The organism is Dactylosporangium sp. NPDC005572 (assembly GCF_040605515.1).
Classification (GTDB): Bacteria; Actinomycetota; Actinomycetes; order Mycobacteriales; family Micromonosporaceae; genus Dactylosporangium.
On sequence record NZ_JBEXCY010000117.1, the window covers coordinates 1 to 26,027 of the forward strand.

The window sequence follows — 26,027 nt, forward strand, 5'->3', positions numbered from 1 at the left end:
CGTCGGCGATGAGCACCCGCAACGCACTCCGGATGAGCGGCTGATCGTCGACGAGTGCCCGCTTCGGCCCCGCCGCTGCGCTACCGGCACCGCCAGGCCGCCGGCCGTGCCGCGCCGCTCAGCTCCGCGATCTTGGAGTTGCGGTCCCAGCTTTATATCGATATTTCGGACATATTTGGGACCACACCTCCAAGATCGCGCGAGACAGGCGGGCCGCGGAGTGGTGGGCGAGAGAGCGGAGCACGCGGAGCCGTGGTTGCTGCGGTCAGCGATCGAGCGGGGCGCTGCGGGGGTGCAGGGCGGGGCGCCGCAGCAGGGTTCGCGGTCGAGTAGGGCGCTGCGGGGTGAAGTGCGGAGAGGAGGGGCGCCACGGCGGTGGGTGAGGTGGGCGTGAGAGGGTTGTGGGCGGTGACATCGGAGGGGAGACGGACGTGCACGTCATCGCGGTGCTCGGGGCCGGCAAGCTCGGCGAGGTGCTCCTGTCCGGACTCCTGCGGGCCGGCTGGGCCGCGGACCGGCTGATCGCCACCGCGCGGCGGCCGGAGCGCGCCCGTGAGCTGGCTGAGCGGTACGGGATCCGGGTCGTCGACAACGAGACCGCGCTCACCGAGGCCGACGTGCTCACCGTCGCGGTCAAGCCGCAGGACGCGGGCGCGCTGCTCGCCGAGATCGGGCCCAAGGTACCGGAGGGCAAGCTCGTCGTCTCCCTCTGCGCGGGCCTGCCGACCACGTTCTTCGCCAAGCACCTGCCGCACGGCACCCCGGTCGTGCGGGTCATGACCAACACGCCCGCGCTCGTCGACGAGGCCATGACGGCGATCTCGGCCGGTTCGCACGCCACCGCCGAGCACCTCGCGCAGACCGAGGAGATGTTCCGCCCGCTCGGCCGCACGATCCGCGTCCCCGAGTCGCAGCAGGACGCGGTCACCGCGCTGTCCGGGTCCGGGCCGGCCTACTTCTACTTCCTCGTCGAGGCGATGACCGACGCCGGCATCCTGCTCGGCCTGCCCCGCCAGGTCGCCCACGACCTCATCGTGCAGTCGGCGATCGGCTCCGCGGTCATGCTGCGCGAGTCGGGCGAGCACCCGGTGAAGCTGCGCGAGGCGGTGACCTCGCCGGCCGGCACGACGATCAACGCGATCCGCGAGCTGGAGAACCACGGCGTCCGGGCCGCGTTCCTGGCCGCGCTCGAAGCGGCCCGTGACCGTGCGAGGGAGATCGCCCAACAGGGCTAGTATCCGGGGCCGTGGCATTCGTCTGTGCGTGTTGCGGCACCGACCTCGGCGACGTGCCGAGCGTGTGGGCGTTCTCCGCGCCCGACTACTGGGGCGCTCCGGAGGCCGGGAACGAGTCGTTCCTGGAGGAGGAGCTCTGTTGCATCGACGCTCCGGAGCTCGAGGAGCGGCACTTCTTCATCCGCGGCTTGATCGAGATCCCGGTCGACGGGTTCTCCGACCATCTCACCTACAACGTCTGGGTCAGCCTGAGCCCGGCCAACTTCGCGCGGGCCGTCGAGCTCTGGGACGACCCGGAGCGCACCGGCGAGCAGCCGTACTTCGGCTGGCTGTCGAACAACATCCCGGGGTACCCCGACACGCTGCAGCTGAAGACCCGGGTGCATACTCGGGAGCCGGGCCGCCGCCCGTTCGTCGAGCTGGAGCCGACCGACCACCCGCTCGCCGTCGAGCAGCGCGACGGCATCGCGCCGCACCGCCTCGTCGAGGTGGCGAAGGTCTGTGGCGGCTGAGCCGCGTTCATTCAGACATTCACCGCTGTTGTGTAGTCCGCGAGTGATCTACCGTCATCACTACCAGTCACGACATGGATACCGCGCCCGGCCCCTTCCCCCACCCTCTCCCCCCAAGGGTGCCGCCGGGAGCGCGGCGCAAGGCCCGCCGTCGGCCGCAGAGGTGGCCGGCGGCGGCTTTGTGAAGGTGTACGCCTGGCGTGTCCGGAGCCGCGGCCCGACCTCGACGAACGGCTGATGCATGATAGCGGGGTGCGATTCGAAACCAGCCGTGCACTCGACGCCATCGAGCGGCGACTCAGCGTCGACCCGCTGGTCGCGGGCGGCGTCATCGACCTGGTCGAAGCGGCCCGCAGCGTCGACCTCGACGGCGGCCGGCCGGCCGCCCTGCTCCGCCTCGGGCTCTTCGTCGACGCGCTGAGCCGCCAGCTCGGGGACGGCGGCGTCGGTCTCTACGCGGTCGCCGAGCGCGGCGCGATGTCCGACACCGACTTCACCTCCAACGAGCGGATGGTCCTGCGCCGCTGGTCCGACGACGGCCTCATCGAGATGCTGCCGCCCGGCGCCCGGCCGGGTGCCCGCGTGCGGGAGGTCGCCGCGCTCACCGGACTGCCGGTGGTCAGCCGGGCACCGCTGCAGGGGCACCCCGGACCCGTGTACATCACGACCGGCACGACCAGCATGGAGCTGGCGCTCGCACCCACGACGGGGTCGACGCCCCGCCCGCACCCGGTGCTCGGCCGGTACTGGCGGTGCCCGTCCGGCGACTGCCCGATGTTCGGCCGCCCGCCGGCCCCCGGCACCGGCCAGGCACCGCCGGCCCTGCCCAGCGGGGCGCCGATCTGCCCGCGGCACGGCGAGCGACTCATCGACGCCGGTGTCCGCCCGCCGGCGGTACCGATGGTGGTGCGGATCGACGGCACGGTGCGCACCCGGTTCGCGGTCACCGCGGCCCGCCCGGTCATCGTCGGCCGCGCGCCCGAGGAGGGCGTGACGATCGGCAAGTGGCTCGACGACGAGGGTGCCCGCCGGGTCAGCCGCAACCACGTCCGCCTGGAGCTGCGCGACGGCATGGTCCTGGTCACCGACGTCAGCACCAACGGCGCCGCGGTGCTGGCCCGCACGGCCCCCATGATGGCGCCGCGGGAGATCGAGCTCAGCCGTCACGAGCCCAAGGCGATGGGGGAGTGGGACGAGGTCGAGCTGTACCCCGAGGTCACGGTCGGCCGCGCCGACCGCCCGCCGGCCGACGTCGCCAAGGGCGGCGCGCCCAACTCGGTCATGGCCGACGCCCCGACCATGGCGATCCGCCTTCCCCCGAAGTGACATAAATCGACATAAAGTGATGTGACGTAAATCCGTTGCCGCCGATGCGAACGGCGGGCTACCGTTCGCGTCGTGATCGTGACGACCGCCTTTCTGGAGCTCGGCCTGCCGGCCGGCTCGGCGGTCGCGTGGGCGTCTTCAGCGTCAGCCGCGGCGCTAGAGGCCGGCCTCCGAAGCTGACCCTCCTCCCGCAGCTGTCCTGCGGAACCGACGGAGGAGGGTGAGCCGGCCGAGCCGGACGCCCTGCCCAAACAGGAGAAGGCTCGGCCCAGGGTTCTGCACACCAGACCACAAATCCACTGTGGAGTGTCAGATGGCCAAGCAGGCGTACACGCGGACCAAACCGCATCTCAACATCGGCACGATGGGTCACGTCGACCACGGCAAGACGACCCTGACCGCCGCCATCACCAAGGTGCTCGCCGAGCGCTACCCGTCGGTCAACCAGTACACCTCGTTCGAGGGGATCGACCGGGCGCCCGAGGAGCAGCTGCGCGGCATCACCATCAACATCGCCCACGTCGAGTACGAGACGGCCACGCGCCACTACGCGCACGTCGACATGCCCGGCCACGCCGACTACGTGAAGAACATGATCACGGGCGCGGCCCAGGTCGACGGCGCGATCCTGGTGGTCAGCGCGGTCGACGGCGTCATGCCCCAGACGCGCGAGCACGTGCTGCTCGCGCGGCGGATCGGCGTGCCGCACCTCGTCGTGGCGATGAACAAGGCCGACGCCGTCGACGACGGCGAGCTGCTCGACCTCGTGGAGCTCGAGATCCGGGAGCTGCTCAGCGAGTACGGCTTCCCGGGTGACGACGTTCCCGTCGTCCGGGTGTCGGCGCTGCGGGCGCTGGAGGGCGACCCGGCCTGGACGGCGCGGATCGCCGACCTGCTCGACGCCGTGGACACGTACGTGCCGCTGCCGGAGCGGGTGCTGGCCGAGCCGTTCCTGATGCCGATCGAGAACGTGCTCACCATCACCGGCCGGGGCACCGTCGTCACCGGCGCCGTCGAGCGCGGCACGCTCGTGCTCAACACGCCGGTCGAGGTCGTCGGGCTGGGCCCCACCCAGCCGACCGTGGTGACCGGCCTGGAGATGTTCGGCAAGCAGCTCGGCCGGGCCGAGGCGGGCGACAACGCGGCGCTGCTGCTGCGCGGCGTCCGCCGCGGCGAGGTGCAGCGCGGCCAGGTGGTCGCCCTGCCCGGCACGGTCGCGCCGCACCGGCGCTTCCGGGCCCAGGTCTACGCGCTGACCACGAAGGAGGGCGGCCGGCACACACCGTTCTTCGCGAACTACCGGCCGCAGTTCTTCTTCCGCACGACGGACGTGACGGGGTCGGTCGACCTGGGTGGGACGACGATGGTGATGCCGGGTGACACCGTCGACCTCGTCGTCGAGCTCGGCAAGCCGATCGCGATGGACGTCGGGCTCGGCTTCGCGATCCGTGAGGGCAGCCACACGGTCGGCGCCGGCACGGTGACCGAACTGCTCGACTGACGAAGGCGTCATCCTGCCCGCACTGGGCAGGATGACGCCCATGTCGAACACCCTGAGCCGGCCCCCCAACGGTGACGACCACGTGCAGGGGGTGGGCGGCGCGCCGATCGTCCTGGTGGAGTACGGCGACTACGCCGATGAGGCCACGGGCCGCGTGTTCGAGGTCGTCGAGCGGTTGCAGCTCCAGCTCGGTGACCGGTTGCGGTTCGCCTATCGGCACTTCCCGCTGGTCGACGCCCACCCGCGGGCGATGCCGGCGGCGCTGCTGGCCGAGGCGGCCGCCGACGCGGGAGCGTTCTGGAGCATGCACGCGTTGCTGCTGGCCCACCAGGACCGCCTGGAGGACGACGACCTCCAGCGGTACGCGCAGCAGTTCGGCCTGCCGGACACCGGCGGCAACCGGGTGCACTACCAGCGGATCGACCGCGACCTGGCCAGCGGCCGGGCCAGCGGGGTGGACGGGACGCCGGCGTTCTTCCTCAACGGGCTGCGGCAGGACGCCGATACACTCGCGGCAACCCTCGGCAAGGTGAGAAACGGGTGAACCCTTCCGATTGCCCAAATGGGAACGGGTCCACGTCTCTAGGATCTTTGAGAAGAAACACAGCCAATTTTGAGCTGAACGAAGGTTGCTCCTAAGACAGGCAGGGCAACCTGTAGGGGATGCGGAACCGGTACGTAGACCTCCTGCGAGCCGTCGCGATCATCCGGGTGGTCACGTACCACACCCTCGGATTCGCGTGGCTGACCGTCGCGTTCCCGGCGATGGGCCTCATGTTCGCGCTCGGCGGGTCGCTCATGGCCGCCTCGCTCGACCGGTCCGGCATTCGCTCACTCGGCCGGCGGATGCGCCGCATCCTGCCGCCGTTCATGGTTCTGGGCGCGTTCGCCGTGGTGACCATGTCGCTCGTGGGGGGCCTGGAGCGCTCCTGGCGCATCCTGCTGTGGTTCCTGCCGTTCGACGACCCGCCCGCCAACGAGTGGGGCGCGCCGATGTTCGGCCAGATCTGGTACATCCGCTCGTACCTCTGGTTCATCCTGCTCTCGCCCGTGCTGCTGTGGGTGTTCCGCAAGTGGCCGATCCCGTCGCTGCTGGTGCCGTTCACGGTGCTGGTCGTGATGTGGGAGACCGGCCACGGCAGCGGCGGCATCGTGCGGGACTTCTTCATGTACGCGCCCGCCTGGATGCTCGGCTTCGCCCACCACGACGGCACCCTGCAGAAGATCTCCAAGAAGGTGCTCTGGCCGGCGTGCGCCGTCGTGGGCGGCATCGGGCTCGCCATCCTCTACAGCCACCCCGGCCCCCGCGGCTTCGACCTCAACGACCAGCCGGTCGCCGACATGCTGTGGTCGACCGCGTTCCTGCTGGTGCTGCTCAACGCCGCGCCCAGGATGATGTCGCTCGGCGCGGCCGAGCCCGTCACCGAGGCGGTCAACCGCCGCGCGCTGACCATCTACCTGTGGCACGAGGCCGCCATCATCACCGTGCGGGACGTGGCGCTCGTGCTCGGCGTGTCGCTGCTCGGCGCGTGGGGCGGGTTCATCCAGCTGAGCTCGGTGTTCCTGCTGGTCGCGGCGGTGGTGCTGACCATCGGCTGGGTCGAGGACCTGGCCGCCAGGCGCAGGCCGCAGATCATCCCGGCGCCCGCGCGCAGCCGCTCGCGCGTGCTGGAGGAACGGCCCGCACCGGTCGCGGCCTAGAAAGCAAGGCGACACGCCGACACTGGTCTTTGCTGGAGATTGCTGGAACCAGCTACCGTGCCGTTCGTGTCCGAATCGAATTCGGCCGCGATAGAGGCCCTCGAACGGCGGATCGACCGGCTGCGCGGCGAGCTGCGGCGGGCCGCCACGGCCGGCGACCGGACACACGCCCGTGCCCTGCGGGCGGAGCTGCGCCGCGCGGAGCACGCCTGGGACGACGCCCTCGCCGACCTGGAGGACCGCTCCACGCCGGTGCCGGCGCCGGACCGCAAGGCGCCACCCATGCTGTCCATCCGCGAGCAGGTGCACCACGCGCTCACCCTGCTCGGCGTCCCGGCCGCGCCGAAGCTGATCATCGCGGTCCACGACGCGTTCTTCCCCGGCGAGCTCGTCGCGGCCCGGCTCACCAGCCTGCGCCGCGACGAGGAGCGCTCCTTCAAGGTCGCCCCGTTCGGCCGGCCGTACTACCTGTGCCCGGCCCTGACCGCCGACCTCCTCTCCCCGGCTCGCGGGCTGCTGGCCATCTCCACCTGGCCGCTGGAGGTCCGGGTGGTCGGGCCGCTCAGCGCCCGCGTCGACTTCCTCACCGGCGCGATCCGCATCGCCCAGCGGGTGGCCCAGCTGCCGCCCGACGCCCACGACGCCCGCCGCCTGCTGTGGCGCTTCGCGGCGAGCATCCCGGGGGCGACCGGCGAGGTGGACCCCGGCACCGTGGCCGACCAGGCCCAGGCCGAGCTGGACGTGCACCTCGACGCCGACGCCGCGGACCGCGCCGCGGCGGCCGGCCGGGCGCGCGACCGGCTCGACGGCGCCGAGGCGCTCTTCGGCGCCCGGTTGCACAAACTGCGCAGCAGGACCGCGAACTGATGCACGCCTTCCCCGAAATGAGACGCCCATGGACGCACTGGTCGACCGGCTGGACCGCATCCGCGGCACCGTGGCGCCGCGCAACCACAATGCGCGGACGATCGCGGCCCTCACCAGCAACCCGGGCTGCGGCCGCCGGGGGCTGATGGACGCCGCCGGCGTCAACAAGGGCGCGGTGGCCGGGCACCTCGGGTTCCCGGCCGGCTTCGGCCAGTCCCGGTTCGCGATCGCCCGCGGCAACGCGTTCGAGGCGCAGGTCAAGGCCGACGGCGCCGCCGAGCTGCTGCAGCTGCTGCGCGAGCGGCTCGGCCTGGCGATCCCCGAGGTGGCCTACGACGACCTGTCCAACGTCGGCGGCAACGCCAGCCGCGAGGTGCGCTACGCGCGGACGAAGAGCCTGCTGGCCCGGGCCGCGGGGGAGCGCGACGACGCCGGCACGCTGTTCGACCATCCGATGCTGCGCCTCGACATCGCCGGCTACTACGCCTACCTCGAGCCCGACCTCATCGCGTTCCGGGTCGGCGGCCGGTTCCACGTCGTCGAGATCAAGTCGTTCGCCGTCATCGACGGGCAGGCCGACGCCGGCAAGGCCGCCGCGGCGGCCCGCCAGTCGGCGGTCTACGTGATGGCGATGCGCGAGCTGCTCGGGGAGCTCGGCCACCCGCCGGAGACGGTGTCGCACGACGTGGTGCTGGTCTGTCCGGAGAACTTCGCCAACCGGCCCACCGCCACCCTCGTCGACGTGCGGAAGCAGTTGTCGGTACTGCAGCGGCAGCTGTCCCGGCTCACCCGGCTCGACGAGATCATCGACGCGCTGCCGTCCGGCCTGTCGTTCGACCTCGCCTACGACACCGACCACCTGCCGACCCGCCCGGCCGACGAGCTGCGCAAGGCGGTCAGCACGATCGACGCGCGGTACAGCCCGGACTGCCTCGGCACCTGCGAGATGGCCTTCTTCTGCCGGGACGAGTCGGCCGGCTCGACGGCGGCGATGGGCCGCACCGTCCGCGACGACCTCGGCGGGGTGGAGAGCATCGGCACCGTGCTCGGGCTGGCGCGGGGGACGCTCACGCCCGGCGCCGGCCAGGAGGAGATCGCCGGCCTGCTCCGGTTCGCGCACCGTCTGCGCACCGAGTGCCTCGAAGGGACCGCGTGAGCAAGCGAAGCGCGCTCACCATGTTGCAGCGCATCCTTGTGCCTCATGGCGTCGCGGAGCGAAGCGGAGCGGCGACATGAGCATCCTCACTGCGCTGGCCCGGGCGGAGGCGGCGGAGTCCGGGCGGGCCCAGCCGCTCACCACCGTGCGGCACACGCACGTCGCCGACCGGCCGTTCGTGCTCGTGCCGCTCACCCTGGCCGGCGAGGCCGCCGCGCCGCTGGCCGCGATGGCCGGCACCGACCCGGCCGCGCCCCGGCTGCTGGTCGTGCCGAACCCGCGCGACCGCACGCAGCGGTTCGAGTTCGTCGCCCAGCTGGCCCGGGTGATCCTGTCCTATGTGGACAGCTGCGCGCGCAGCGTCGACCCCGGGCAGACGACGAGGGTGCGCTACGCCGACGCGCCCCAGGTGCTCGTGCCCAACCGCGGAGGCGTCGAGTTCGTGCGGCTGCTCGGCCGCTCCACGCGGTTCCGCCGCCCGTTCGGCCCGTACCCCGTGCACCGCACCGTGCCCATCCTCGGCCAGTGGCTGACGTTCCTGCGCGAGCGGGCCGACCACCCCGGCTCGGCGATGCTGCTGGCGATGACCGAGGTGCTCGGCGCGCACTGGGCCACCGGCCAGAGCGGCCTGGAGGACGCCAACCTCGCCGCGCTGCTCGCCTGGATCGACCCGCCCGCCGGCCTCGACGGCCCGTCGGCCGCCGCCCTGGCCGAGGACCCGCTGCGCTCGCCGCCGGCCGGGCCGAGCACCGACCCGACGTTCGACAACGAGATCCTTGCCCCGGCGCTCGCCACGGCGGCGCGGGCCGGCGACGACCACGCCCGCGACCGGGCGGTCGCCGCGCTGGAGGCCGCGCTGGCCGACCAGCTGCGGCCGACCTGGGACCTCATGTGGCGGGCGGTCGGCCTGCTGCGCCGGCGGCCGGCGGGCGCGTCGGTCGAGGCGCGCTGGGGCGTCGACCGTGATGTCTTCACGATGTACCACATGTCGCTCGCCGAAGGCACGGCCCTGCCCCAGCCGCGGCGGGACAGCGCGGTCGCCGCCGCCGGCCGGCTCGACCGGCTGGAGCGGGAGCAGGCGCGGTACGACGCCCAGCGCGCCCTCGACGACCCGCTGGTGATGGCGGAGTTCCGGCTCTCCGGCGAGGCGTTCACCGGCACCGTCGTCGCCGCCTCGCCCAACCGGGTCGACACGTCCGGCAAGAAGGCGGCGCTGCGCCCGCACATCACCGTGCAGACCGATGACCCGGTGCGCCTGGAGCCGGGCGCCCAGCTGGTCTCCCCGGCCCGGCTGGCCCAGCAGGCGGTGGTCGTCTCGGTGTCGTCGGTCGACGTGGTGCTGGAGCTCAGCAAGGGCATGGGCCGGTCGGTGAAGAACCCGGCGCCGGGGTCGGTGCCGGAGGTGGGGGAGCGGGTCACCTACGGCCCGGTGACCGACGCCTACCAGCCGCCGGGGAAGTTCCCGAGCCGCGAGGACACGCCCTGGACGCACGGCGGCCCGCCGCCGGAGGTCCAGCCCTCCGACCTCGACGCCCAGGAGGACTGGTCGTGACCAACGTCATCGACGAGATCCTGCACGACTTCGGGTCCGCCGCCGGGCGGGGCGTGGTCGTGGACTCGCCGCCGGGCGCGGGCAAGTCGACGCTCGTCGTCCGCGCCGCCCGCACGATGGCCGAGTCCGGCGAGCGGCTGATGGTCGTCGCGCAGACCAACGAGCAGGTCGACGACCTCATCGACCGGCTGGCCGCGGCCGCGCCGCAGCTCGACATCGGCCGGCTTTCGGCGTCGACGTACGTGCCGGCCCAGCGGGTCGTGAAGCACGGCTCGGTCAAGATCAGCGGGGCGGTCTCCGACGTGCAGCACAGCGCGGTCGTCATCGGCACCGCCGCCAAGTGGGCGACCGTCACCGACGGCACGTGGGAGCGCGCGATCGTCGACGAGGCGTACCAGATGCGCTCCGACATGCTGCTGCGGGTCGCCGGCCGGTTCTCGCGCGGGCTGTTCGTCGGCGACCCCGGGCAGCTCGACCCGTTCTCCGTCGTGGGCGGCGAGCGGTGGGCCGGGCTGTCGTGGGACCCGATGCAGAGCGCTGTCGCGGTACTGCTGCGGCACAATCCCGACCTGCCCGTCCATCGCCTGCCGGTGTCCTGGCGGCTGCCACCGTCGGCCGCGGACCTGGTGTCGGCGGCGTTCTACCCGTTCACCCCGTTCCGCGCCGGTACCGCCGAGCAGGACCGCCGGCTGGAGTTCTCCACCCGGGCCATCGGCGGCGACCAGGGCCTCGACGCCACCCTGGAGACCGCGCGGCGGACCGGCTGGGCCCTGCACGAACTGCCGGCCCGGCACACCGTGCGCACCGACCGGGAGGCCGTCGCCGCCATCGCCGGGCTGGTCGCCCGGCTGCTGCAGCGGGGCCCGGTGGCGTACTCGGAGCACGCCCCCGACGGCCGCCCCGTGACCGCCGATCGGGTCGCCGTCGGCGCCGCCCACCGAGACCAGGTCGCCGCCATCCGGCAGGCGCTCGCCGACACGGTCGGCGCGGACGTCACGGTCGACACGGCGAACCGGCTGCAGGGCCGCGAGTACGACGTCACGGTCGTGCTGCACCCGCTGTCCGGCCGGCGCGACGCGGGCGCGTTCCACCTGGAGGCGGGGCGCCTGTGCGTCCTCGCGTCCCGGCACCGCCACGCCTGCATCGTGGTCGCCCGGGCCGGGATCGCCGAGCTCCTGGACAACCATCCGTCGGCCGAGCCGGTGCACCTCAACGTGCCGGTCCGCTTCCCGGACGGCTGGGAGGCCAACCAGGCCGTCCTCGCCCACCTGGCCAGGCGGCGCTAGCGCCGGACCGCGACCGGGACGAGTCATCGGCGCGCCGGGGCGCATGCTGAGGGCTCGCGCGGGAACACTCACCACATGCGACCACTCATCATCGTCGACGGCGCGAACGTGGTCGGGTCGGTCCCCGACGGCTGGTGGCGGGACCGGGCCGGCGCGGCCGGGCGGCTGCGCGACGCCCTCGCGGCGTCGACGCTTCCGGGGGACGTCACGCTGGTCGTGGAGGGTGCCGCCCGCGGCGTCGCCGCGGTGCCCGGGGTGGCCGTGGAAGCGGCGCCCCAATCCGGCGACGACCACATTGTTGCGCTGGTCGGCGACAATGTCGTTCATCGTCCGGTCACCGTCGTGACATCGGACCGGGGGCTCCGGCGTCGGGTCGAGGAACTCGGGGCGAGTATTCTCAGTCCGGGTCGCCTGCGGACCATGATCCCATATGGTGGACGACGTGAATCTACCTAGTGAGTAGGATTTGCCGTCTACGTATGCGCATGTAGGCACGGGTGTCAAGAAAGTGTCAACGAGCGGCGTCCCACAATGTGGGAGCTTGTTGACCCGCTTCGACGACCGGGCAAAGCTGGATGGGTACCGGTCTCGTGAATTGCCGGTGAATAGCCCGCGAAAACGTCAGACGAATTGGTGCCGATCTATTATGTGCGGCACGTTACACGTCTGTCGCGTCGAGTGACGATGCTGGTAAGGTCGGTGCCATGTGCCCTGAGGTGCTGCTAGACCCCATGTGGGTATCCCGCCGAGAGCACCATTTCGACGGCCTTTGTCGAGTGACGATCCGCTGAATCGGCGTGCATTCCAAAGGTCATCGAGAGGAAAGCGAAATGCCTGTATCGGTTGTCGGCGCGCCCGAGGCCGCCCAGTCCGTGGTCACCATCACCGTCCACATCACCCTCACCGGCGACGAGCTCCCACCGGAGGCGTCGCGGCTGCTCAACGACCTTGAAGCGCTGGCGGCCACCCAGGCCACCCAGCAGATCCAGCGCAGCGCCCCGCTGCAGCGCGCCGCGGCCGCACCGCCGGCCCGCAACCTGCGGCTGGTCGAGCCGGCGGCTTCCGGCGCGACCGACGACACCAAGGTCAAGCGGATCGGGCGCTCGACGCCCGACGCCCCCTCGCTGTACCTGTGCACCGGCTCCCGGCTGGTCCTGCAGGACGGCGCGCCGGTCCCGCTGACCCGCCGCGAGTACGACCTCTTCCTCTTCCTCTGCGAGCACCCGCGCCGCGTGTTCAGCCGCGCCCAACTGCTGCGCCAGGTGTGGGGCTACGACATGGTCGGCACCGAGCGCACCGTCGACGTCCACGTGCGGCGCCTGCGGGTCAAGCTCGGCGACGCCGCACGGATCATCGCCACAGTGCGCGGCGTCGGCTATCGTCTCGACGATGACGCCGCCGTCCAGGTCGTCGTTCGCGAGGACTGACACCCTCGCGCTCGCCGCGGGCACCCTGCTGCTGGTCGACCTGTTGCGGGTCTGGCTGCCGTCGATCATCACGATCTTCGGCCAGGCGGCATCGACCCCGGCCGAGCTGATGGGCGCGTTCGCGTTCGCGTGGTTCGCCGCGCCGTTCGCGCTCGTCCGGTTCGCCCGCCGGCTGGCGTTCGTGGCCGCCGCCGGGCTCGCGGTGGCCCGGCTCGCGCTGGTCTTCGTGCACGGCGGGCAGCCCCAGCTGTACGTCGCCTCCGCCGGCCTGTTCTGCGGCCTCGTCTGGCTCGCGGCCACGGCCGCGCGGGGCGGCCCGGCGGTCCCGGGCGTGCCGCTCGGCCTCGCCGCGGCGGCGCTCCAGCACGCCGCGCTGGACACGGTCGACCTGTCGTGGCGGGCGTGGTGGTGGGCCGCCCCGCTGGTGCTCATCGAGGCGTCGATATTTCTCCGGTACTCCTGGAAGCCCGCGCCCGACCCCTCCCACGGCGGCGGCTGGCTCCTCGCCGGCCCGGCGATGCTGCTCACCGGCATGTTCGTCCTGTCACCGCCGGTCGTCGCCCAGGGCCTGGGCGGCCTGCACGACCGGGTCGTCGGCCAGCCGGTGCCGGTCGTCCCGCAGTTGGTGTTCGGCGCCGCCGTGCTCGCCTTCCTGATCCCGTCGCTCGGCCCGCCGCGCGCCTTGAAGGGCTACCAGCGCTGGGTCGCGGCCGCAGTGCTCCTGGTCACGGTGCTGCTCGCGGCGTGGCCCGAACCGTCGACCGGCTCGCTGGGCGTCAACGTCGGCCCGCCGATCATCATGGGCCTGGTGCTGGGCCTGGCGGTGGCCGCCGGCCGGCGCCCCGAGCCGCACCCGTCGGGCTATCCGGCGCTGACCGGCATGCTGATCTTCGCGGTGGGCGCGATCGGGTACTACGCGGCCTTCGACATCGGCTACCCCAACTTCTGGGTCCCGGTCGCGGTCGCCCTGGTGCCGGCCTGGGCGCTGGTCCGCAGCCCGTCCCCGGCGCCGTCACCCGAGGCGCCCCCGTTCCGCTCCTACCTGGTCGCCGGCGCCGCCTGCCTGCTGGTGCCCCTCGTCGGCGTCTCGTTGCGCCCGGCGGTGTCCCCGGCGTCTCCGGCCGATCAGGCGCGCGGCCTGCGGCTGGTGGCGTACAACATCCGGATGGGCTTCGGCCTCGACGGCACCTTCCGCCCGGACGCCGCGGCCGAGGCGATCGCCGAGCAGCACCCCGACGTCGTGGTCCTCTCGGAGGTGGACCGCGCCTGGCTGCTCAACGGCGGCCACGACGACCTCCAGGCCCTGTCCCGCCGCCTCGGCCTGCGCTACCGCTTCGCCCCGGCCGCCGACCAGTACTGGGGCGACGCCGTCCTCACCAACCTCCCCGTGGTCCGCTCGGAGTCGGTCCGCCTCTCCCGCGTGGGCGCTCCCACGGGCGCCCAGGCCCTCGGCGTCCTGGTCGAGTTCGGCGACCGCAGGATCGCCGTGGTGTCGACCCACATCCAGCCCCCGCCCGACGCCGAGCCCCTGGTCCAGGTGGGCGAGATCGCGGCGTTCGCCACCCGCTTCGCCGGGGGGAACCCGGCCGTGATCGCCGGCGACCTGAACATCGAGCCGGGCGGCCCGTCCCTGCGCGCGTTCGCGGACGCGGGCTGGGCCGACGGCTTCGCCCCGTACCGCCCGGTCCGCACGTTCCCGGCCGACGCCCCGGTCAAGGAGATCGACCACATGCTGGTCAACGGCCTGACGGCGTCCGCCGTGGCCGTGGGCACGGCGGTGACGTCGGACCACGCGCTGATCGCGGCGACGCTCACCTGACGCCGTCCGCGAAATGTGTCGCGCGCCACGCGGTTCGGGAACGCCGGGATTGGGCATTCACCACCGTAGAGAGAAAGGGGCAGCGATGAGCGTGACGCATGCGAACGGCAGTCTGACCGACACCCGTACCGAGCTGCGCGACGCAGCCGGTGACTGGGCCGCCGACGCCAAGGAGAAGTCGGCCGAGCTGGCCGAGCAGACCAAGGCCACGGCGCGGCGCCGGCCCGTCACGCTGGCCACCGCCGCCGCCGGCCTCGCCACCGTCGTGGTGGCGGTCGTGACGGTCGTACGCCGTCGTCGGGCCCACCCGACGGCGCGTCAGCGAGCCGTCAACGCGTGGCGGAGGACCAGCAAGAGCGTGAGGCAACGAGTCAAGCGGTAACCTCCTCTCGAAACGGGTGCCCCCGTGCTGCCGCGCGGGGGCACCTTCATGTTCAGGCCGTGTTCTGCGGCATCCGGTACGCCGCGAGCTGCGTGGCCTGCACGACCACCCGGTCGGCGGCGTCCCAGATCTCGCAGACCTGGTCGACCAGGCTGTCGGAGAGCATCCGGGCGCGCTGCCGGACGCGCAGCGGGCCCGGGGCGGGCACGCCCCGCACGTACGCCGTGAGCTCCAGCGTCGGCACCCAGCCCGTCGTGCCCAGGGAGAACGTCGCCGGCGGGAACGCGTCGGCGGCATAGAGCAGCGAGATCGGGTCCCAGTGCTCGCCGTCCGGCAGGCCCAGCCAGCCCCGCAGGTCGCCCGGGTGCTCGCCGACGCCCTCCCAGTCGATCCGCTGGTCGACGATGTCGAGCATGTTGACGGTCACCTCGGAGCCCGGAGGCTGCACCGGCGTGCGGTACAACCCCTGCATCGGCCGGACCTCCGGCGGCGGGCCCTCCACCCAGCGCTGCTCGCGCTGACCGTCCGTGAGGTGGCCGATGGTGAACAGTGCCTCCACGCAGGTGCGGTCCTTCTGGATGAGGCGGGCCCGCACCTGGCTGGCGGTGCGGCCCTCACGCAGCCGCTCGACGCTCACCGCGGCCGGGCCGACGTCGGGCGGGGACAGGTAGACCGCGCTGGCCGAGAGCGGGTCGGGGTGCTGCCCGGAGACGGCGGCGCGGGCCAGGACGGCCAGCAGATAGCCACCGTGCGGGCGCCCGCTCACGGTCCACTGTGGATCCAGGTCGACCTCGCCGTCGCGAATCGTCGTGGCCTCGGCGAATCCCGCCACACCGGCCTCCTTCTGGTTTGATGGGCGGTATGGCGCGCACGCGGCTCTACCGCAACGGTGAGCTGGAAGCGGAGGACTTCCCGCTCGACGATATATCGGAGCATCTCCGCGACGCCGACACGGTGGTCTGGCTGGACCTCACCGACCCGAAACAGGCCGACTACGACCGGGTCCAGGAGGAGTTCGGGCTGCACCAGCTCGCGATCGAGGACGCGTCGTCGCCGCACGAGCGGCCCAAGCTCATGCACTACGCCCAGCACCTGTACTGCAACGCGTACGCGATCGACTTCGACGGCGAGTCGGGCGGGCTGGGCGTCCACGAGGTCTCGGCGTTCCTGACGAAGCAGGCGCTCATCACCGTGCACGCCGCCGACTTCGACATGGACGTCGTGGTGCGGCGCTGGGACGAGACGGCCGAGCTGGCCGGCAACGGCGTCCCCTGGCTGGTGCACGGGCTGCTCGACGTCATCGTCGACGGGCAGTACGACGCGGTGCAGGCGCTCGACGAGGCCCTGGAGGCGCTCGAGGACCGGCTGTTCGAGGAGACGCCGCAGGCCATCCGGCAGGTGCAGCAGCGCAGCTTCCGGCTCCGCAAGAGCCTGGGCCGGATGCGCAAGGTGGCCCTGCCGATGCGCGAGCTGGTCAACGGCCTCATGCGGGCCCGCGAGGGTGTCGTCGACGACGAGATGATGCCGTACTTCCACGACCTCTACGACCACGTGCTGCGCGTGACGGAGTTCACCGAGTCGCTGCGCGACTTCGTCGCGACCATCCTGGAGTCCAACCTGGCGGTGCAGGGCAACCGGATGAACAACATCATGAAGAAGGTCACCAGCTGGGCCGCCATCATTGCGGTGCCCACGGCTGTTACGGGTTACTACGGGCAGAATCTGCCTTTCCCGGGGTACGAGAAGCACGCGGGGTTCGTCACATCGGCGGTGTTGATCGTGATCTTGTCCGTTGGGCTGTACGTCCTCTTCCGACGCAAGGATTGGCTATGACTGAACACTTCGACGTCGTCGTCCTCGGCGCGGGTCCCGGCGGCTACACCGCCGCCGTACGCGCCGCCCAGCTCGGCCTGCGCACCGCCATCGTCGAGGAGAAGTACTGGGGCGGGGTCTGCCTCAACGTCGGCTGCATCCCGTCGAAGGCGCTGCTGCGCAACGCGGAGCTGGCGCACATCTTCACCGCCGAGGCCAAGACGTTCGGCATCCAGGGTGACGTCACGTTCGACTACGGTGCCGCGTTCCAGCGCAGCCGCAAGGTGGCCGACGGCCGGGTCAAGGGCGTCCACTACCTGATGAAGAAGAACGAGATCAAGCAGTACAGCACGCGCGGCACGTTCCTGGACGACCACACGCTGCGGGTCGGCGACGAGACCATCACGTTCGCCAACTGCATCATCGCCACCGGGGCGACCACCCGCCTGCTCCCCGGCACCACGCTGTCCGACCGGGTGGTGACGTACGAGGAGCAGATCATGACCGAGGACCTGCCGTCCTCGATCATCATCGCGGGCGCCGGCGCGATCGGCGTCGAGTTCGCGTACGTGCTGCACAACTACGGCGTGAAGGTCACCGTCGTCGAGTTCCTCGACCGGATGGTGCCGCTGGAGGACGAGGAGGTGTCGGCCGAGCTCGCCAAGCGGTACAAGCGCCTCGGCATCACCGTCCTGACCGCGACCCGCGTCGAGTCGGTCGCCGAGAACGGCTCGGGCGTGCAGGTCACGGTCTCGTCCGGCGGAAAGCAGCAGGTGCTGGAGGCGGACAAGCTCCTCCAGGCGATCGGCTTCCAGCCGCGCGTGGAGGGCTACGGGCTGGAGAAGACCGGCGTGGCGCTCACCGACCGGGGCGCGATCGGGGTCGACGGCCGGCTGCGCACCAACGTGCCGCACATCTACGCGATCGGCGACGTGACGGCGAAGCTGATGCTCGCGCACGCGGCCGAGTCGATGGGCATCATCGCGGCCGAGACCATCGCCGGGGCCGAGACGATGGAGCTTGACTATGTGATGATCCCGCGGGCGACGTACTGCCAGCCGCAGATCGCCAGCTTCGGGTACACGGAGGCGCAGGCGCGCGAGAAGGGCTACGACGTCAAGGTCGCCAAGTTCCCGTTCACGGCCAACGGCAAGGCCCACGGCCTGGGCGACACGACCGGTTTCGTCAAGCTGATCAGCGACCAGAAGTACGGCGAGCTGCTCGGCGGCCACCTGATCGGGCCCGAGGTCACCGAGCTGCTGCCGGAGCTGACCCTGGCCCAGCAGTGGGACCTGACGGTCCACGAGGTGGCCCGCAACGTCCACGCCCACCCGACACTGGGCGAAGCGGTCAAGGAGGCAGTCCACGGCCTCAGCGGCCACATGATCAACATGTAACCCCGCCGACCTCGCGCCGGCCAGCCCCGGGCCGGTCGGCCTCGCTCCGGGCCCAGGCGGCCTTGTCCCGGGTCCGCGCCCTGTCGGGCCGCCTCGCGTCACACAAGGCCGTCACACGAGGCCGTCGCGCACCAGGCCGTCTCGCCCTACGCCGTGGCGCGGCGGGCCGCGGTGATCTTGGAGTTGTGGTCTCGGATTTATGCCCGAGATTTCCGACATTTCCGGGACCACAAGTCCAAGATCGCGGGAGGTGGGCGCTCGGACCGGGCGGGCGGGGCTGGGATTGGGCGGGTGGTCTCGGGGCGTGAGAAGGGCGGGATGGCGACAGTCACCCCCGGCCGCGCGGTCGCTACGCTTTGGGGCATGCGGCAGGAGTGGCATCACTTCACTTACCCCGGTCCGGAGATCTCCCGCGTCGCCGTCCCGGGCAACCAGGACGACGACGAGTTCGGGCTCGACCGGTGGCGCGCCATGCCCCGCGCGCAGGTGCCGCCGTGGCCGGACCAGGAGGCGGTCGACGAGGTCGGCTCGCTGCTGTCCTCGGTGCCGCCGATCGTCGCGCCCTACGAGGTCGACCAGCTCCGCGAGCGGCTCGCCCTGGTGGCCGACGGCAAGGCGTTCATGCTGCAGGGCGGCGACTGCGCCGAGACGTTCGCCGACAACACCGAGGCGCACGTGCTCGCCAACGCGCGGACGCTGCTGCAGATGGCCGTGGTGCTCACGTACGGTGCCTCGCTGCCCGTCATCAAGATCGGCCGGGTCGCGGGCCAGTTCACCAAGCCCCGCTCCGCGCCGCTGGACTCGCTGGGGCTCCCGGCGTACCGCGGCGACATGATCAACTCGCTCGACCAGGACCCGCAGGCCCGGGTGGCCGACCCGCAGCGGATGGTGCGGGCCTATGCCAACTCGTCCAGCGCGATGAACATGCTGCGGGCGTATCTCGGCGGCGGCATGGGGGACCTGCACGCGGTCCACGACTGGAACAAGGGCTTCGTGGTCAGCTCGCCGGCCGGCCAGCGGTACGAGGCCATCGCCCGGGAGATCGACCGCGCGCTGCGGTTCATGCAGGCCTGCGGGGTCAACGACGACGAGGCGCTGCGCACGGTCACGCTGTACTGCTCCCACGAGGCCCTCGCCCTGGAGTACGAGCGGCCGCTCGCGCGCATCGCCGGCGGCAAGCCCTACGGGCTGTCCGGACACTTCCTGTGGATCGGCGAGCGGACCCGGCAGATCGACGGCGCGCACGTCGACTTCATGTCGCGCATCTCCAACCCGATCGGGGTCAAGCTCGGCCCGACCACGACGCCGGAGCAGGCCATCGAGCTGTTCGAGAAGCTCAACCCGAACAACGTGCCCGGCCGGCTCACGTTCGTCTCGCGCATGGGCAGCACCAAGGTCCGCGACGCGCTGCCGCCGATCGTCGAGAAGGTCACCGCGGCCGGCTGCCGGGTCGTGTGGCAGTGCGACCCGATGCACGGCAACACCCACGAGTCGTCGAACGGGTACAAGACCCGCCACTTCGACCGGATCGTCGACGAGGTGCTCGGCTACTTCGAGGTGCACCGCGAGTTGCAGACCCACCCGGGCGGCCTGCACGTCGAGCTGACCGGCGAGGACGTCACCGAGTGCCTCGGCGGCGCCCAGGCGATCGTCGACGAGGACCTCCCGGGCCGCTACGAGACGGCCTGCGACCCGCGCCTCAACACCCAGCAGTCGCTGGAGCTCGCCTTCCTCGTGGCGGAGATGCTGCGTGGCTGACGCGGTCGTGGACTTCCGCTCCGACACGCTCACCAGGCCGTCGCCCGCGATGCGCGAGGCGATGGCGTCGGCGGCGGTCGGCGACGACGTCTTCGACGAGGACCCGACGATCCACGAGCTGCAGGCCGAGGTCGCGGCGCTGTTCGGCCACGAGGCGGCGCTGTTCGCCCCGAGCGGCACGATGGCCAACCAGATCGCGCTGCAGCTCGCCGTCCCGCGCGGCGACGAGCTGCTCTGCGACGCCGCCGCGCACATCGTCAGCGACGAGATCGGCGCGGCGGCCGCCCTGAGCGGCCTGTCGACCCGCACCTGGCCGGCCGTCGGCGCGGACGTGGACGTGGCCGTGGTCGAGTCGATGGTCCGCCCGGAGGGCTTCGTCGCCGTCCCGACCCGCGCGATCGCCGTCGAGCAGACCCACAACCGCGGCGGCGGCGGGGTCATCCCGCTCTCCGCGCTGCAGGACCTGCGCTCGGTCGCCGACCGCTACGGCGTCCACCTGCACTGCGACGGCGCGCGCATCTGGCACGCGCACGTGGCCGACGGGGTGCCCCTGGCCACGTACGGCGCGCTCTTCGACACGCTGTCGGTGTGCCTCTCGAAGGGCCTCGGCGCGCCGGTCGGCTCGCTCGTGGTCGGCTCCGCGGAGCGGATCGCCGCGGCCCGCAAGCTGCGCAAGCGACTCGGCGGCGGCATGCGGCAGGCGGGCATCCTGGCCGCCGCCGGCCTGTACGCGCTGCGCCACAACATCGACCGCCTGGCCGACGACCACGCCCGGGCCCGCCGCCTGGCCGAGGCCCTCGCCCCGGCCGGCGTCGTGGACCCGGACCGGATCCGCACCAACATCGTGCCGCTGGACCTGACGAAGGCCGCGCTGGACGGCCCGGCGTTCGCCGCGGCGGCCCGGGAGCGGGGCATCCTGACCTCGGTGCTGGGCCCGCGCCTGGTCCGCCTGGTGACCCACCTCGACCAGACCGCCGAGGGCATCGCTCACGCGGAGGCGGTGCTGCCCGCGCTGCTGTCCTGAGCGGCGGCGCGGAGCAGGGCGATGTCCGCCGCGTGCTCCGCGGCGTCGGCCCCGCTCGGGGTCTCCACCACGACCGGCACGCCGCTGGTCGCGGGGTGGGCCAGCAGCTCGGCGAAGGCGGGGGCGCCGATCGTGCCCTTGCCCAGGGACTCGTGGCGGTCGCGGAGCGAGCCGCACGCGTCCTTCGAGTCGTTGGCGTGGATCAGCCGGAGTCGGTGCTCGCCGGCCGCCGCCACCAGGGCGTCCAGCGTCTGCGTCATCCCGCCCGGGCCGGCCAGGTCGTGGCCGGCCGCCCACGCGTGGCAGGTGTCGAAGCAGACGCCCAGGTGCGGGTGGTGGTCCACGGCCGCCAGGTAGTCCGCCAGGTGCTCCACGCGCGAGGCCAGGGAGCGGCCGCCGCCCGCGCTCGGCTCGACCAGCAGCGGGGGCCAGCCCTCGCGCTCGGCGCGGTCCAGCAGGGGCGTCAGCCCGGCCCGGACCGTCGCGAATGCCGTGGCGGTGTGCGCGGCGTCGACGGCCGAGCCCGCGTGGAAGACCACGCCGCGGGCGCCGATCTCCTTGCCGCGGCGCAGGGCGTGCTCCAGCGTCGCGAGCGAGTTGGCGACCGTGGCCTCGGTGGGGGAGCCCAGGTTGACCAGCAGGGCCGCGTGGACGTACGCGGTCACGCCCTGCTCGGCGCAGCCCTTGAGGAACGCCTCGTCCTGCTTCGGGTCGCCGGCCGCGAGGGCCCAGCCGCGCGGGTTGCTGACGTACACCTGCACGGCCGTGGCGCCGGTCCGGTCGATGTAGCGGAGCGCGGCCCTGGCCAGGCCGCCGGCGGCGGGCGCGTGCCCGCCGACCCTCGTCTCCACGGGCATCAGAAGAAGGCGAACAGGCGGATCGTGGAGCCTGGCTGCACCGGCGTGCCCGGCGCCGGGTCCTGCTGGCGGACCGTGCCGAAGCCCTGCGCATCGACCTTGAAGCCCATGGCCTCGAGTTGCTGGCGGGCGTCCTGCAACTGCAGGTCGGTGACCTTCGGGACGGTGACGAGCGCCGGGCCCTTCGAGATCTGCAGGTCCATGACCATGCCGTCGGTGACGCTGTTGCCGTCGCCGATGCTCTGCGCGGTGACCTCGTTCTTGGGCTTGTCGCTCTCGACCTCCTCGACCCGGCCGAGCTGGATCTTGACCTTCGACAGATCCTGCTTGGCCTGGTCGAGCTGCTTGCCGATGAGCAGCGGCACCTTGATCGGGTTGGGGCCCTTGCTGACGTAGACGGTGACGGCCGAGCCGGGGTTGACCTGCGTGCCGATCTTCGGCTCGGTGTCGACCACGTAGCCGGGCGGCACGGCGTCGTCGAACTTCTCCGCGCGTGTGGCGGTGAGCTTCATGGCCTGCAGGTCGACCAGCGCGAGGTCGTACTCCTTGCCGGCGATGTCCGGCACCTTGTAGACCTCGGGGCCCAGCGAGAGCGTGATCATGATGGTGCCGCCGTCGAGGATGCGCCCGCCGGGGCCGGGGTCCTGGACGAGCACCTTGTCCTTCGGTACCGATGCGTCGAACTTCGGCTCGGTGAACTGGACCTTGAAGCCGTTGGCCCGGGCCATCTCGACGATCTGGTCGCGCTTGTACTGCGTGAGGTCGGGCGCGTCCGTGTAGCGCCCGACGCCGAGCCAGTATCCGCCGATGGCCACGAGCAGGCCGACCGTCAGCATCGCCGCGATCACCGTGAGGCGGGTCCGCGGGTTGGCGTTGATCTGCGCCATGAGCTCGTTGAGCTTGCCGCCCGGGCCGCTGGGCTCGGGCGCGCGGCGGCGCCGGGCGGGCGGCTGGGCCGGTACGCCCCCGGGGAGGCGGGCCCACGCGGGCCGCTGCTGCGTCTGGTACGTCTGCGGGACCGACTCGACCCGGGGGACGACCACGGTCGGCTGGGCAAGGGGCCGCGCCCGGGTGGCGATCTCGACGCCGATGCCGTCGCGGCAGGCCTGGACCTCGGTGAGCAGCGCGCCGGCGTCGGTCGGCCGGGCCCCGGGGTCGCGCCGGGTGGCCCGGGTGACGAGGTCGTCGACGGCGTTCGGAAGCCCCGGCACGTACCGCGAGGGGAACGGCACGTCGCGGTCGACGTGCTGCCACGCCACCTCGACGGGGCGGTCGGCCTCGTAGGGCACCCGCCCGGTGAGCATCTCGAACAGCACGATGCCGGCCGAGTAGACGTCGGTGCGCGGGTCGGCGTGCCCGTCGGTGACCAGCTCGGGCGCCACGTAGGCGACGGTGGCCATGAGGTGCGAGCCGGTCTCGTCGGCGCTCGCCTCGACGGCCCGCGCCAGCCCGAAGTCGGCGACCTTGACCACGCCGTCGATGAGGTTGTGGGCGTCGCCCGGCGCCTCCGCGACCAGCACGTTCTCCGGCTTGACGTCGCGGTGCACGAGCCCGGCCCGGTGCGCGGCGGCGATCGCGGCGAGCATCTGCTCCATGATCGCCAGGGCCTCCTGCGGCTGCAGGCGGCGGCGCTCGGCGAGCACCTCGCGCAGCGTGCGGCCGCGCACGTACTCCATCACGAGGTAGGGCAGGCCCTGGTGGGTGCCCTGGTCGTAGACGGCGACCACGTTGGGGTGGGTCAGGCGCGCGATCGTCTTCGCCTCGTCCGTGAAGCGATCGACGAACTGCGGGTCCCGCGAGTGCGCGGGATGGATGATCTTCAGTGCGACCGTGCGCTCCAGGCGCTCGTCGAGCGCCGTGTAGACCGTCGCCATGCCGCCCTTGGCGACACGCGAGCGAACGCGGTAGCGCCCGTCGACAAGCGCACCGAGCAGTGGATCGGCGACCGTGGTATCCATCGGCTGCGAGTGTACGGCTGGTGAGGCCGAATCCTCAGCGCCCAGCGCCGGATTGGCCCGACGGGGCACTTTCGTCACCGTGTCGTCCATATTTAGGATACTTTGAGAAGCTACTGTTCGCCGACGATTCGCTCACACTCGGTGATGGGCTCGGATCCTCGCTGGGGCTGGCGATGACCCGGCCTACCGTTGCCTTCCTGTCTTCATGTCGCGTCCCCGGACGTGGCAGTGTGTTGGGGGTGACCGAACTACCTGTAGGGCCGGCCGAGTGGCTGACCGTCCCCGACGTCGCCGAACGCCTCGGGATCCCGGTGAACCGGGTCCACCAGCTCGTCCGTGACCACGCGCTGATCGCGGTCCGGGAGCGCGGCGTGCTGCGCATCCCGGCGGAGTTCATCCTCGAGGGGGCCGTGGTGAAGCACCTGCCGGGCGTGCTCACGCTCTTGTACGACGCCGGGTACAACGACGCCGAGGCGCTGCGGTGGCTGTACACGGCTGACGCGTCGCTGCCGGGCACCCCGGCCGCGGCGCTGCGCGGCAACCGGGCCACCGAGGTCAAGCGGCGCGCGCAGGCGCTGGGCTTCTGATGACCTACCTGCTGGTCCTGGGCGGCTGCCTGGCCGGCGCGCTGTGGCTGGAGCCGCTGCTCAAGGTCGGCGTCCTGCGCCAGGTCCGGCGGCTCGTGCTCACCATCGCGCCGGTCGCCGCCGTCTTCGTGGTCTGGGACCTGCTCGCGATCCGCGCCGGGCACTGGACCTTCGACCCGCGCCAGCTCGTGGGCGTGACGTTCCCGGGCGGGCTGCCGCTGGAGGAGGTCCTGTTCTTCGTCGTGGTACCGCTGTGCGCGATCCTCGGCTTCGAGGCGACCCGGCAGACGCTGCTGCGCTGGTCGTCGCGCCGGTGACCTACACGATGGCGGCCGCCGCCGGTGCGGTGGCGGCCGTGCTGCTCGACGTCCTCGTCCTGCGCACCCGCCTGGTCCTCGGGCGGGTGTTCTGGTGCGCGTACCCGATCATCCTGGGCTTCCAGCTGCTCTCGAACGGGATCCTCACGGGCCGGGGCGTGGTGCTCTACGCACCTTCGGCGATCCTCGGTGTACGCCTGGTGAATGCCCCCGTCGAGGATCTCGCGTTCGGCTTCGCGCTGATCCTGGCGTCGCTGTCGGTCTGGATGTGGCTGCCTACCCGGCGCGCTGGGTCGCGGCCTGAGCGAGACCGGTGAGCACCTCGCGCGCCTCGTCGGTGACGTCGGCGCCGGCGAGCGCCTCCAGCGCGGTGCTCGTGAGCGCGGCGATCCGCTGTTCCGTACGCTCCAGCGCCCCGGTCCGCACGATCACCTCGCGCAGCTCGGCCACGCCGGCGGCGTCGAGGGCGGGGTCGCCGAGCCGCTCGCCGAGGACCCGCCCCTCCGGCCGCTCCAGCGCGGCGGCCACCAGGTAGGTCCGCTTGCCCTCGCGCAGGTCGTCGCCGGCCGGCTTGCCGGTCACGCGCGGGTCGCCGAACACGCCGAGCACGTCGTCGCGCAGCTGGAAGGCCTCGCCGAGCGGCAGCCCGAAGCTTGAGTACGCCGCGACCAGCGGTCCGGGCGCCCCGGCCAGCGCGGCACCGAAGAGCAGCGGCTGCTCGATCGTGTACTTCGCCGACTTGAACCGCGCCACCAGGCTCGCCCGCTCGGTCGACGTGTCGGCGGTCGCCTGGGTCTGCACGTCGAGGTACTGCCCGACGGTCACCTCGGTGCGCATCTCGTCGAACACGGGCCGCGCCCGCGCGACGACCAGCGGGTCGACCCCGCTCGTGTGGAGCATCTCGTCGGACCACACCAGGCACAGGTCCCCGAGCAGGATCGCGGCCGCCGTCCCGAACCCGGCGGCGTCCCCGCGCCACCCGGCCTCCGCGTGGAGCTTGGCGAACCGCCGGTGCACGGCCGGCTCCCCGCGCCGGGTCTCCGACCCGTCCATGACATCGTCGTGGATGAGCGCGCTGGCCTGCACCAGCTCGAGCGCCGCCACGGCCGCGACGACCTCGTCGGCGTCGGCGCCGCCGGCTCCCCGGTACCCCCAGTAGGCGAACGCGGGCCGCAGCCGCTTGCCACCCCCGAGCACGAGCGCGTCGATGGCGTCGGCGACGGGCCCGAGTGCGGCCGCCTCGATCTCGGTCAGCTTGGCCCGCCGCCGCTCCAGGAACCGCTGGAGGGCGCCCTGCACCCGGGCCCGAAGCTCGGCCCGGTCAAGAAAGGGGTGCGTCACGGCGATGACGCTAGCCGCAACGGTGGACGATTGCCGACTCGCCGGTACGGCCCCCGCTCACCTCACCCTCCCGCCGCTCGACTGAATCCGACATTTCCGATTCGTCGGGCGGTGGTGTTAGGTCACCGTCGGCCTGGCGAGCCAAGGCGGGGGGTCCGAACAACCGCCTCGCCGGGCGGCGGTGACGGCGCGCGGGCGGTCGGGTGTTTGCC

At 72.4% G+C, this 26,027-nt stretch carries 25 protein-coding genes; 21 read left to right on the forward strand and 4 right to left on the reverse strand.

The genetic code is table 11. The annotated features are described in order from the left end of the window. The first annotated feature begins 431 nt into the window (after positions 1–431). From proC to ABZS66_RS39015, 14 genes are all read left to right on the forward strand, one after another. A complete protein-coding gene (gene proC / locus ABZS66_RS38950) occupies positions 432–1,235 on the forward strand; it encodes a pyrroline-5-carboxylate reductase (protein WP_354766810.1) in 804 nt (267 codons plus the stop codon). Positions 1,236–1,246: 11 nt separating this feature from the next. Further along, on the forward strand, positions 1,247–1,747 hold the full coding sequence (locus tag ABZS66_RS38955; protein ID WP_354766812.1) for a DUF2199 domain-containing protein: 501 nt from the start codon (positions 1,247–1,249) through the stop codon (positions 1,745–1,747). A gap of 252 nt (positions 1,748–1,999) precedes the next feature. Continuing rightward, complete coding sequence (locus tag ABZS66_RS38960; protein ID WP_354766814.1) at positions 2,000–3,073, forward strand: FHA domain-containing protein; 1,074 nt, start codon at positions 2,000–2,002, stop codon at positions 3,071–3,073. A 313-nt stretch (positions 3,074–3,386) separates the two neighbouring features. Continuing rightward, complete coding sequence (gene tuf, locus ABZS66_RS38965) at positions 3,387–4,574, forward strand: elongation factor Tu (protein WP_354766816.1); 1,188 nt, start codon at positions 3,387–3,389, stop codon at positions 4,572–4,574. Between the two features lie 40 nt (positions 4,575–4,614). Beyond that, a complete protein-coding gene (locus ABZS66_RS38970) occupies positions 4,615–5,118 on the forward strand; it encodes a thioredoxin domain-containing protein (protein ID WP_354766817.1) in 504 nt (167 codons plus the stop codon). Between the two features lie 119 nt (positions 5,119–5,237). Then, positions 5,238–6,275, forward strand: a complete 1,038-nt coding sequence (locus ABZS66_RS38975; protein ID WP_354766819.1) for an acyltransferase — start codon at positions 5,238–5,240, stop codon at positions 6,273–6,275. A 66-nt stretch (positions 6,276–6,341) separates the two neighbouring features. Continuing rightward, complete coding sequence (locus tag ABZS66_RS38980; protein WP_354766821.1) at positions 6,342–7,142, forward strand: hypothetical protein; 801 nt, start codon at positions 6,342–6,344, stop codon at positions 7,140–7,142. A 28-nt stretch (positions 7,143–7,170) separates the two neighbouring features. Next, positions 7,171–8,298, forward strand: coding sequence for a hypothetical protein (locus tag ABZS66_RS38985; RefSeq protein WP_354766823.1), 1,128 nt, complete (start codon positions 7,171–7,173; stop codon positions 8,296–8,298). 76 nt (positions 8,299–8,374) lie between these two features. Next, a complete protein-coding gene (locus tag ABZS66_RS38990; protein ID WP_354766825.1) occupies positions 8,375–9,850 on the forward strand; it encodes a hypothetical protein in 1,476 nt (491 codons plus the stop codon). Next, on the forward strand, positions 9,847–11,136 hold the full coding sequence (locus tag ABZS66_RS38995; protein ID WP_354766827.1) for an AAA domain-containing protein: 1,290 nt from the start codon (positions 9,847–9,849) through the stop codon (positions 11,134–11,136). Before ABZS66_RS38990 ends, ABZS66_RS38995 begins: the two co-directional genes overlap by 4 nt. Positions 11,137–11,211: 75 nt before the next feature. After that, positions 11,212–11,592, forward strand: coding sequence for a hypothetical protein (locus ABZS66_RS39000; protein WP_354766829.1), 381 nt, complete (start codon positions 11,212–11,214; stop codon positions 11,590–11,592). A gap of 374 nt (positions 11,593–11,966) precedes the next feature. After that, a complete protein-coding gene (locus ABZS66_RS39005; protein WP_354766831.1) occupies positions 11,967–12,563 on the forward strand; it encodes a winged helix-turn-helix domain-containing protein in 597 nt (198 codons plus the stop codon). Beyond that, positions 12,526–14,382 carry an endonuclease/exonuclease/phosphatase family protein gene (locus tag ABZS66_RS39010; protein WP_354766833.1) on the forward strand — a complete coding sequence of 619 codons (1,857 nt, stop codon included), beginning with the start codon at positions 12,526–12,528 and terminating at the stop codon, positions 14,380–14,382. The genes ABZS66_RS39005 and ABZS66_RS39010 overlap by 38 nt, the downstream gene beginning before the upstream one ends. Positions 14,383–14,467: 85 nt before the next feature. Next, on the forward strand, positions 14,468–14,764 hold the full coding sequence (locus ABZS66_RS39015) for a hypothetical protein (protein ID WP_354766835.1): 297 nt from the start codon (positions 14,468–14,470) through the stop codon (positions 14,762–14,764). A gap of 52 nt (positions 14,765–14,816) precedes the next feature. On the opposite strand, the gene ABZS66_RS39020 is transcribed toward ABZS66_RS39015, so the two are convergent. Further along, on the reverse strand, positions 14,817–15,596 hold the full coding sequence (locus tag ABZS66_RS39020; protein WP_354766837.1) for a thioesterase family protein: 780 nt from the start codon (positions 15,594–15,596) through the stop codon (positions 14,817–14,819). Between the two features lie 29 nt (positions 15,597–15,625). On the opposite strand from ABZS66_RS39020, the gene ABZS66_RS39025 reads away from it, so the two are divergent. The 4 genes from ABZS66_RS39025 (at position 15,626) to ABZS66_RS39040 (ending at position 20,755) form a co-directional block, all read left to right on the forward strand. Continuing rightward, complete coding sequence (locus tag ABZS66_RS39025; RefSeq protein WP_354766839.1) at positions 15,626–16,597, forward strand: magnesium transporter CorA family protein; 972 nt, start codon at positions 15,626–15,628, stop codon at positions 16,595–16,597. Then, the gene (gene lpdA / locus ABZS66_RS39030; RefSeq protein WP_354766841.1) at positions 16,594–17,973 is read left to right on the forward strand and encodes a dihydrolipoyl dehydrogenase; all 1,380 of its coding nucleotides are present in this window, start codon (positions 16,594–16,596) and stop codon (positions 17,971–17,973) included. The genes ABZS66_RS39025 and lpdA overlap by 4 nt, the downstream gene beginning before the upstream one ends. A gap of 363 nt (positions 17,974–18,336) precedes the next feature. Further along, positions 18,337–19,731 (forward strand): class II 3-deoxy-7-phosphoheptulonate synthase, encoded by a 1,395-nt coding sequence (locus ABZS66_RS39035; RefSeq protein WP_354766842.1) that lies wholly within the window; start codon positions 18,337–18,339, stop codon positions 19,729–19,731. Beyond that, the gene (locus ABZS66_RS39040; RefSeq protein WP_354766844.1) at positions 19,724–20,755 is read left to right on the forward strand and encodes a GntG family PLP-dependent aldolase; all 1,032 of its coding nucleotides are present in this window, start codon (positions 19,724–19,726) and stop codon (positions 20,753–20,755) included. The genes ABZS66_RS39035 and ABZS66_RS39040 overlap by 8 nt, the downstream gene beginning before the upstream one ends. Here the strand turns inward: ABZS66_RS39040 and ABZS66_RS39045 are convergent. Further along, positions 20,719–21,612 carry a deoxyribonuclease IV gene (locus ABZS66_RS39045; protein WP_354766846.1) on the reverse strand — a complete coding sequence of 298 codons (894 nt, stop codon included), beginning with the start codon at positions 21,610–21,612 and terminating at the stop codon, positions 20,719–20,721. The two genes, ABZS66_RS39040 and ABZS66_RS39045, sit on opposite strands and share 37 nt — an antisense overlap. Continuing rightward, entirely contained in the window at positions 21,612–23,570 is a 1,959-nt protein-coding gene (locus tag ABZS66_RS39050; RefSeq protein ID WP_354766848.1) for a PASTA domain-containing protein, read from the reverse strand. The genes ABZS66_RS39045 and ABZS66_RS39050 overlap by 1 nt, the downstream gene beginning before the upstream one ends. Before the next feature lie 230 nt (positions 23,571–23,800). Here ABZS66_RS39050 and ABZS66_RS39055 point away from each other — a divergent pair, with 230 nt between their 5' ends. The 3 genes from ABZS66_RS39055 to ABZS66_RS39065 are packed head-to-tail and all read left to right on the forward strand — an operon-like array spanning position 23,801 to position 24,791. Continuing rightward, entirely contained in the window at positions 23,801–24,157 is a 357-nt protein-coding gene (locus tag ABZS66_RS39055) for an Rv2175c family DNA-binding protein (RefSeq protein WP_354766850.1), read from the forward strand. After that, on the forward strand, positions 24,157–24,474 hold the full coding sequence (locus ABZS66_RS39060) for a lycopene cyclase domain-containing protein (protein WP_238018311.1): 318 nt from the start codon (positions 24,157–24,159) through the stop codon (positions 24,472–24,474). Before ABZS66_RS39055 ends, ABZS66_RS39060 begins: the two co-directional genes overlap by 1 nt. Then, the gene (locus tag ABZS66_RS39065) at positions 24,471–24,791 is read left to right on the forward strand and encodes a lycopene cyclase domain-containing protein (RefSeq protein WP_354766852.1); all 321 of its coding nucleotides are present in this window, start codon (positions 24,471–24,473) and stop codon (positions 24,789–24,791) included. The genes ABZS66_RS39060 and ABZS66_RS39065 overlap by 4 nt, the downstream gene beginning before the upstream one ends. On the opposite strand, the gene ABZS66_RS39070 is transcribed toward ABZS66_RS39065, so the two are convergent. Further along, the gene (locus ABZS66_RS39070; RefSeq protein ID WP_354766854.1) at positions 24,751–25,815 is read right to left on the reverse strand and encodes a polyprenyl synthetase family protein; all 1,065 of its coding nucleotides are present in this window, start codon (positions 25,813–25,815) and stop codon (positions 24,751–24,753) included. The genes ABZS66_RS39065 and ABZS66_RS39070 overlap by 41 nt on opposite strands. Positions 25,816–26,027: the final 212 nt, after the last annotated feature.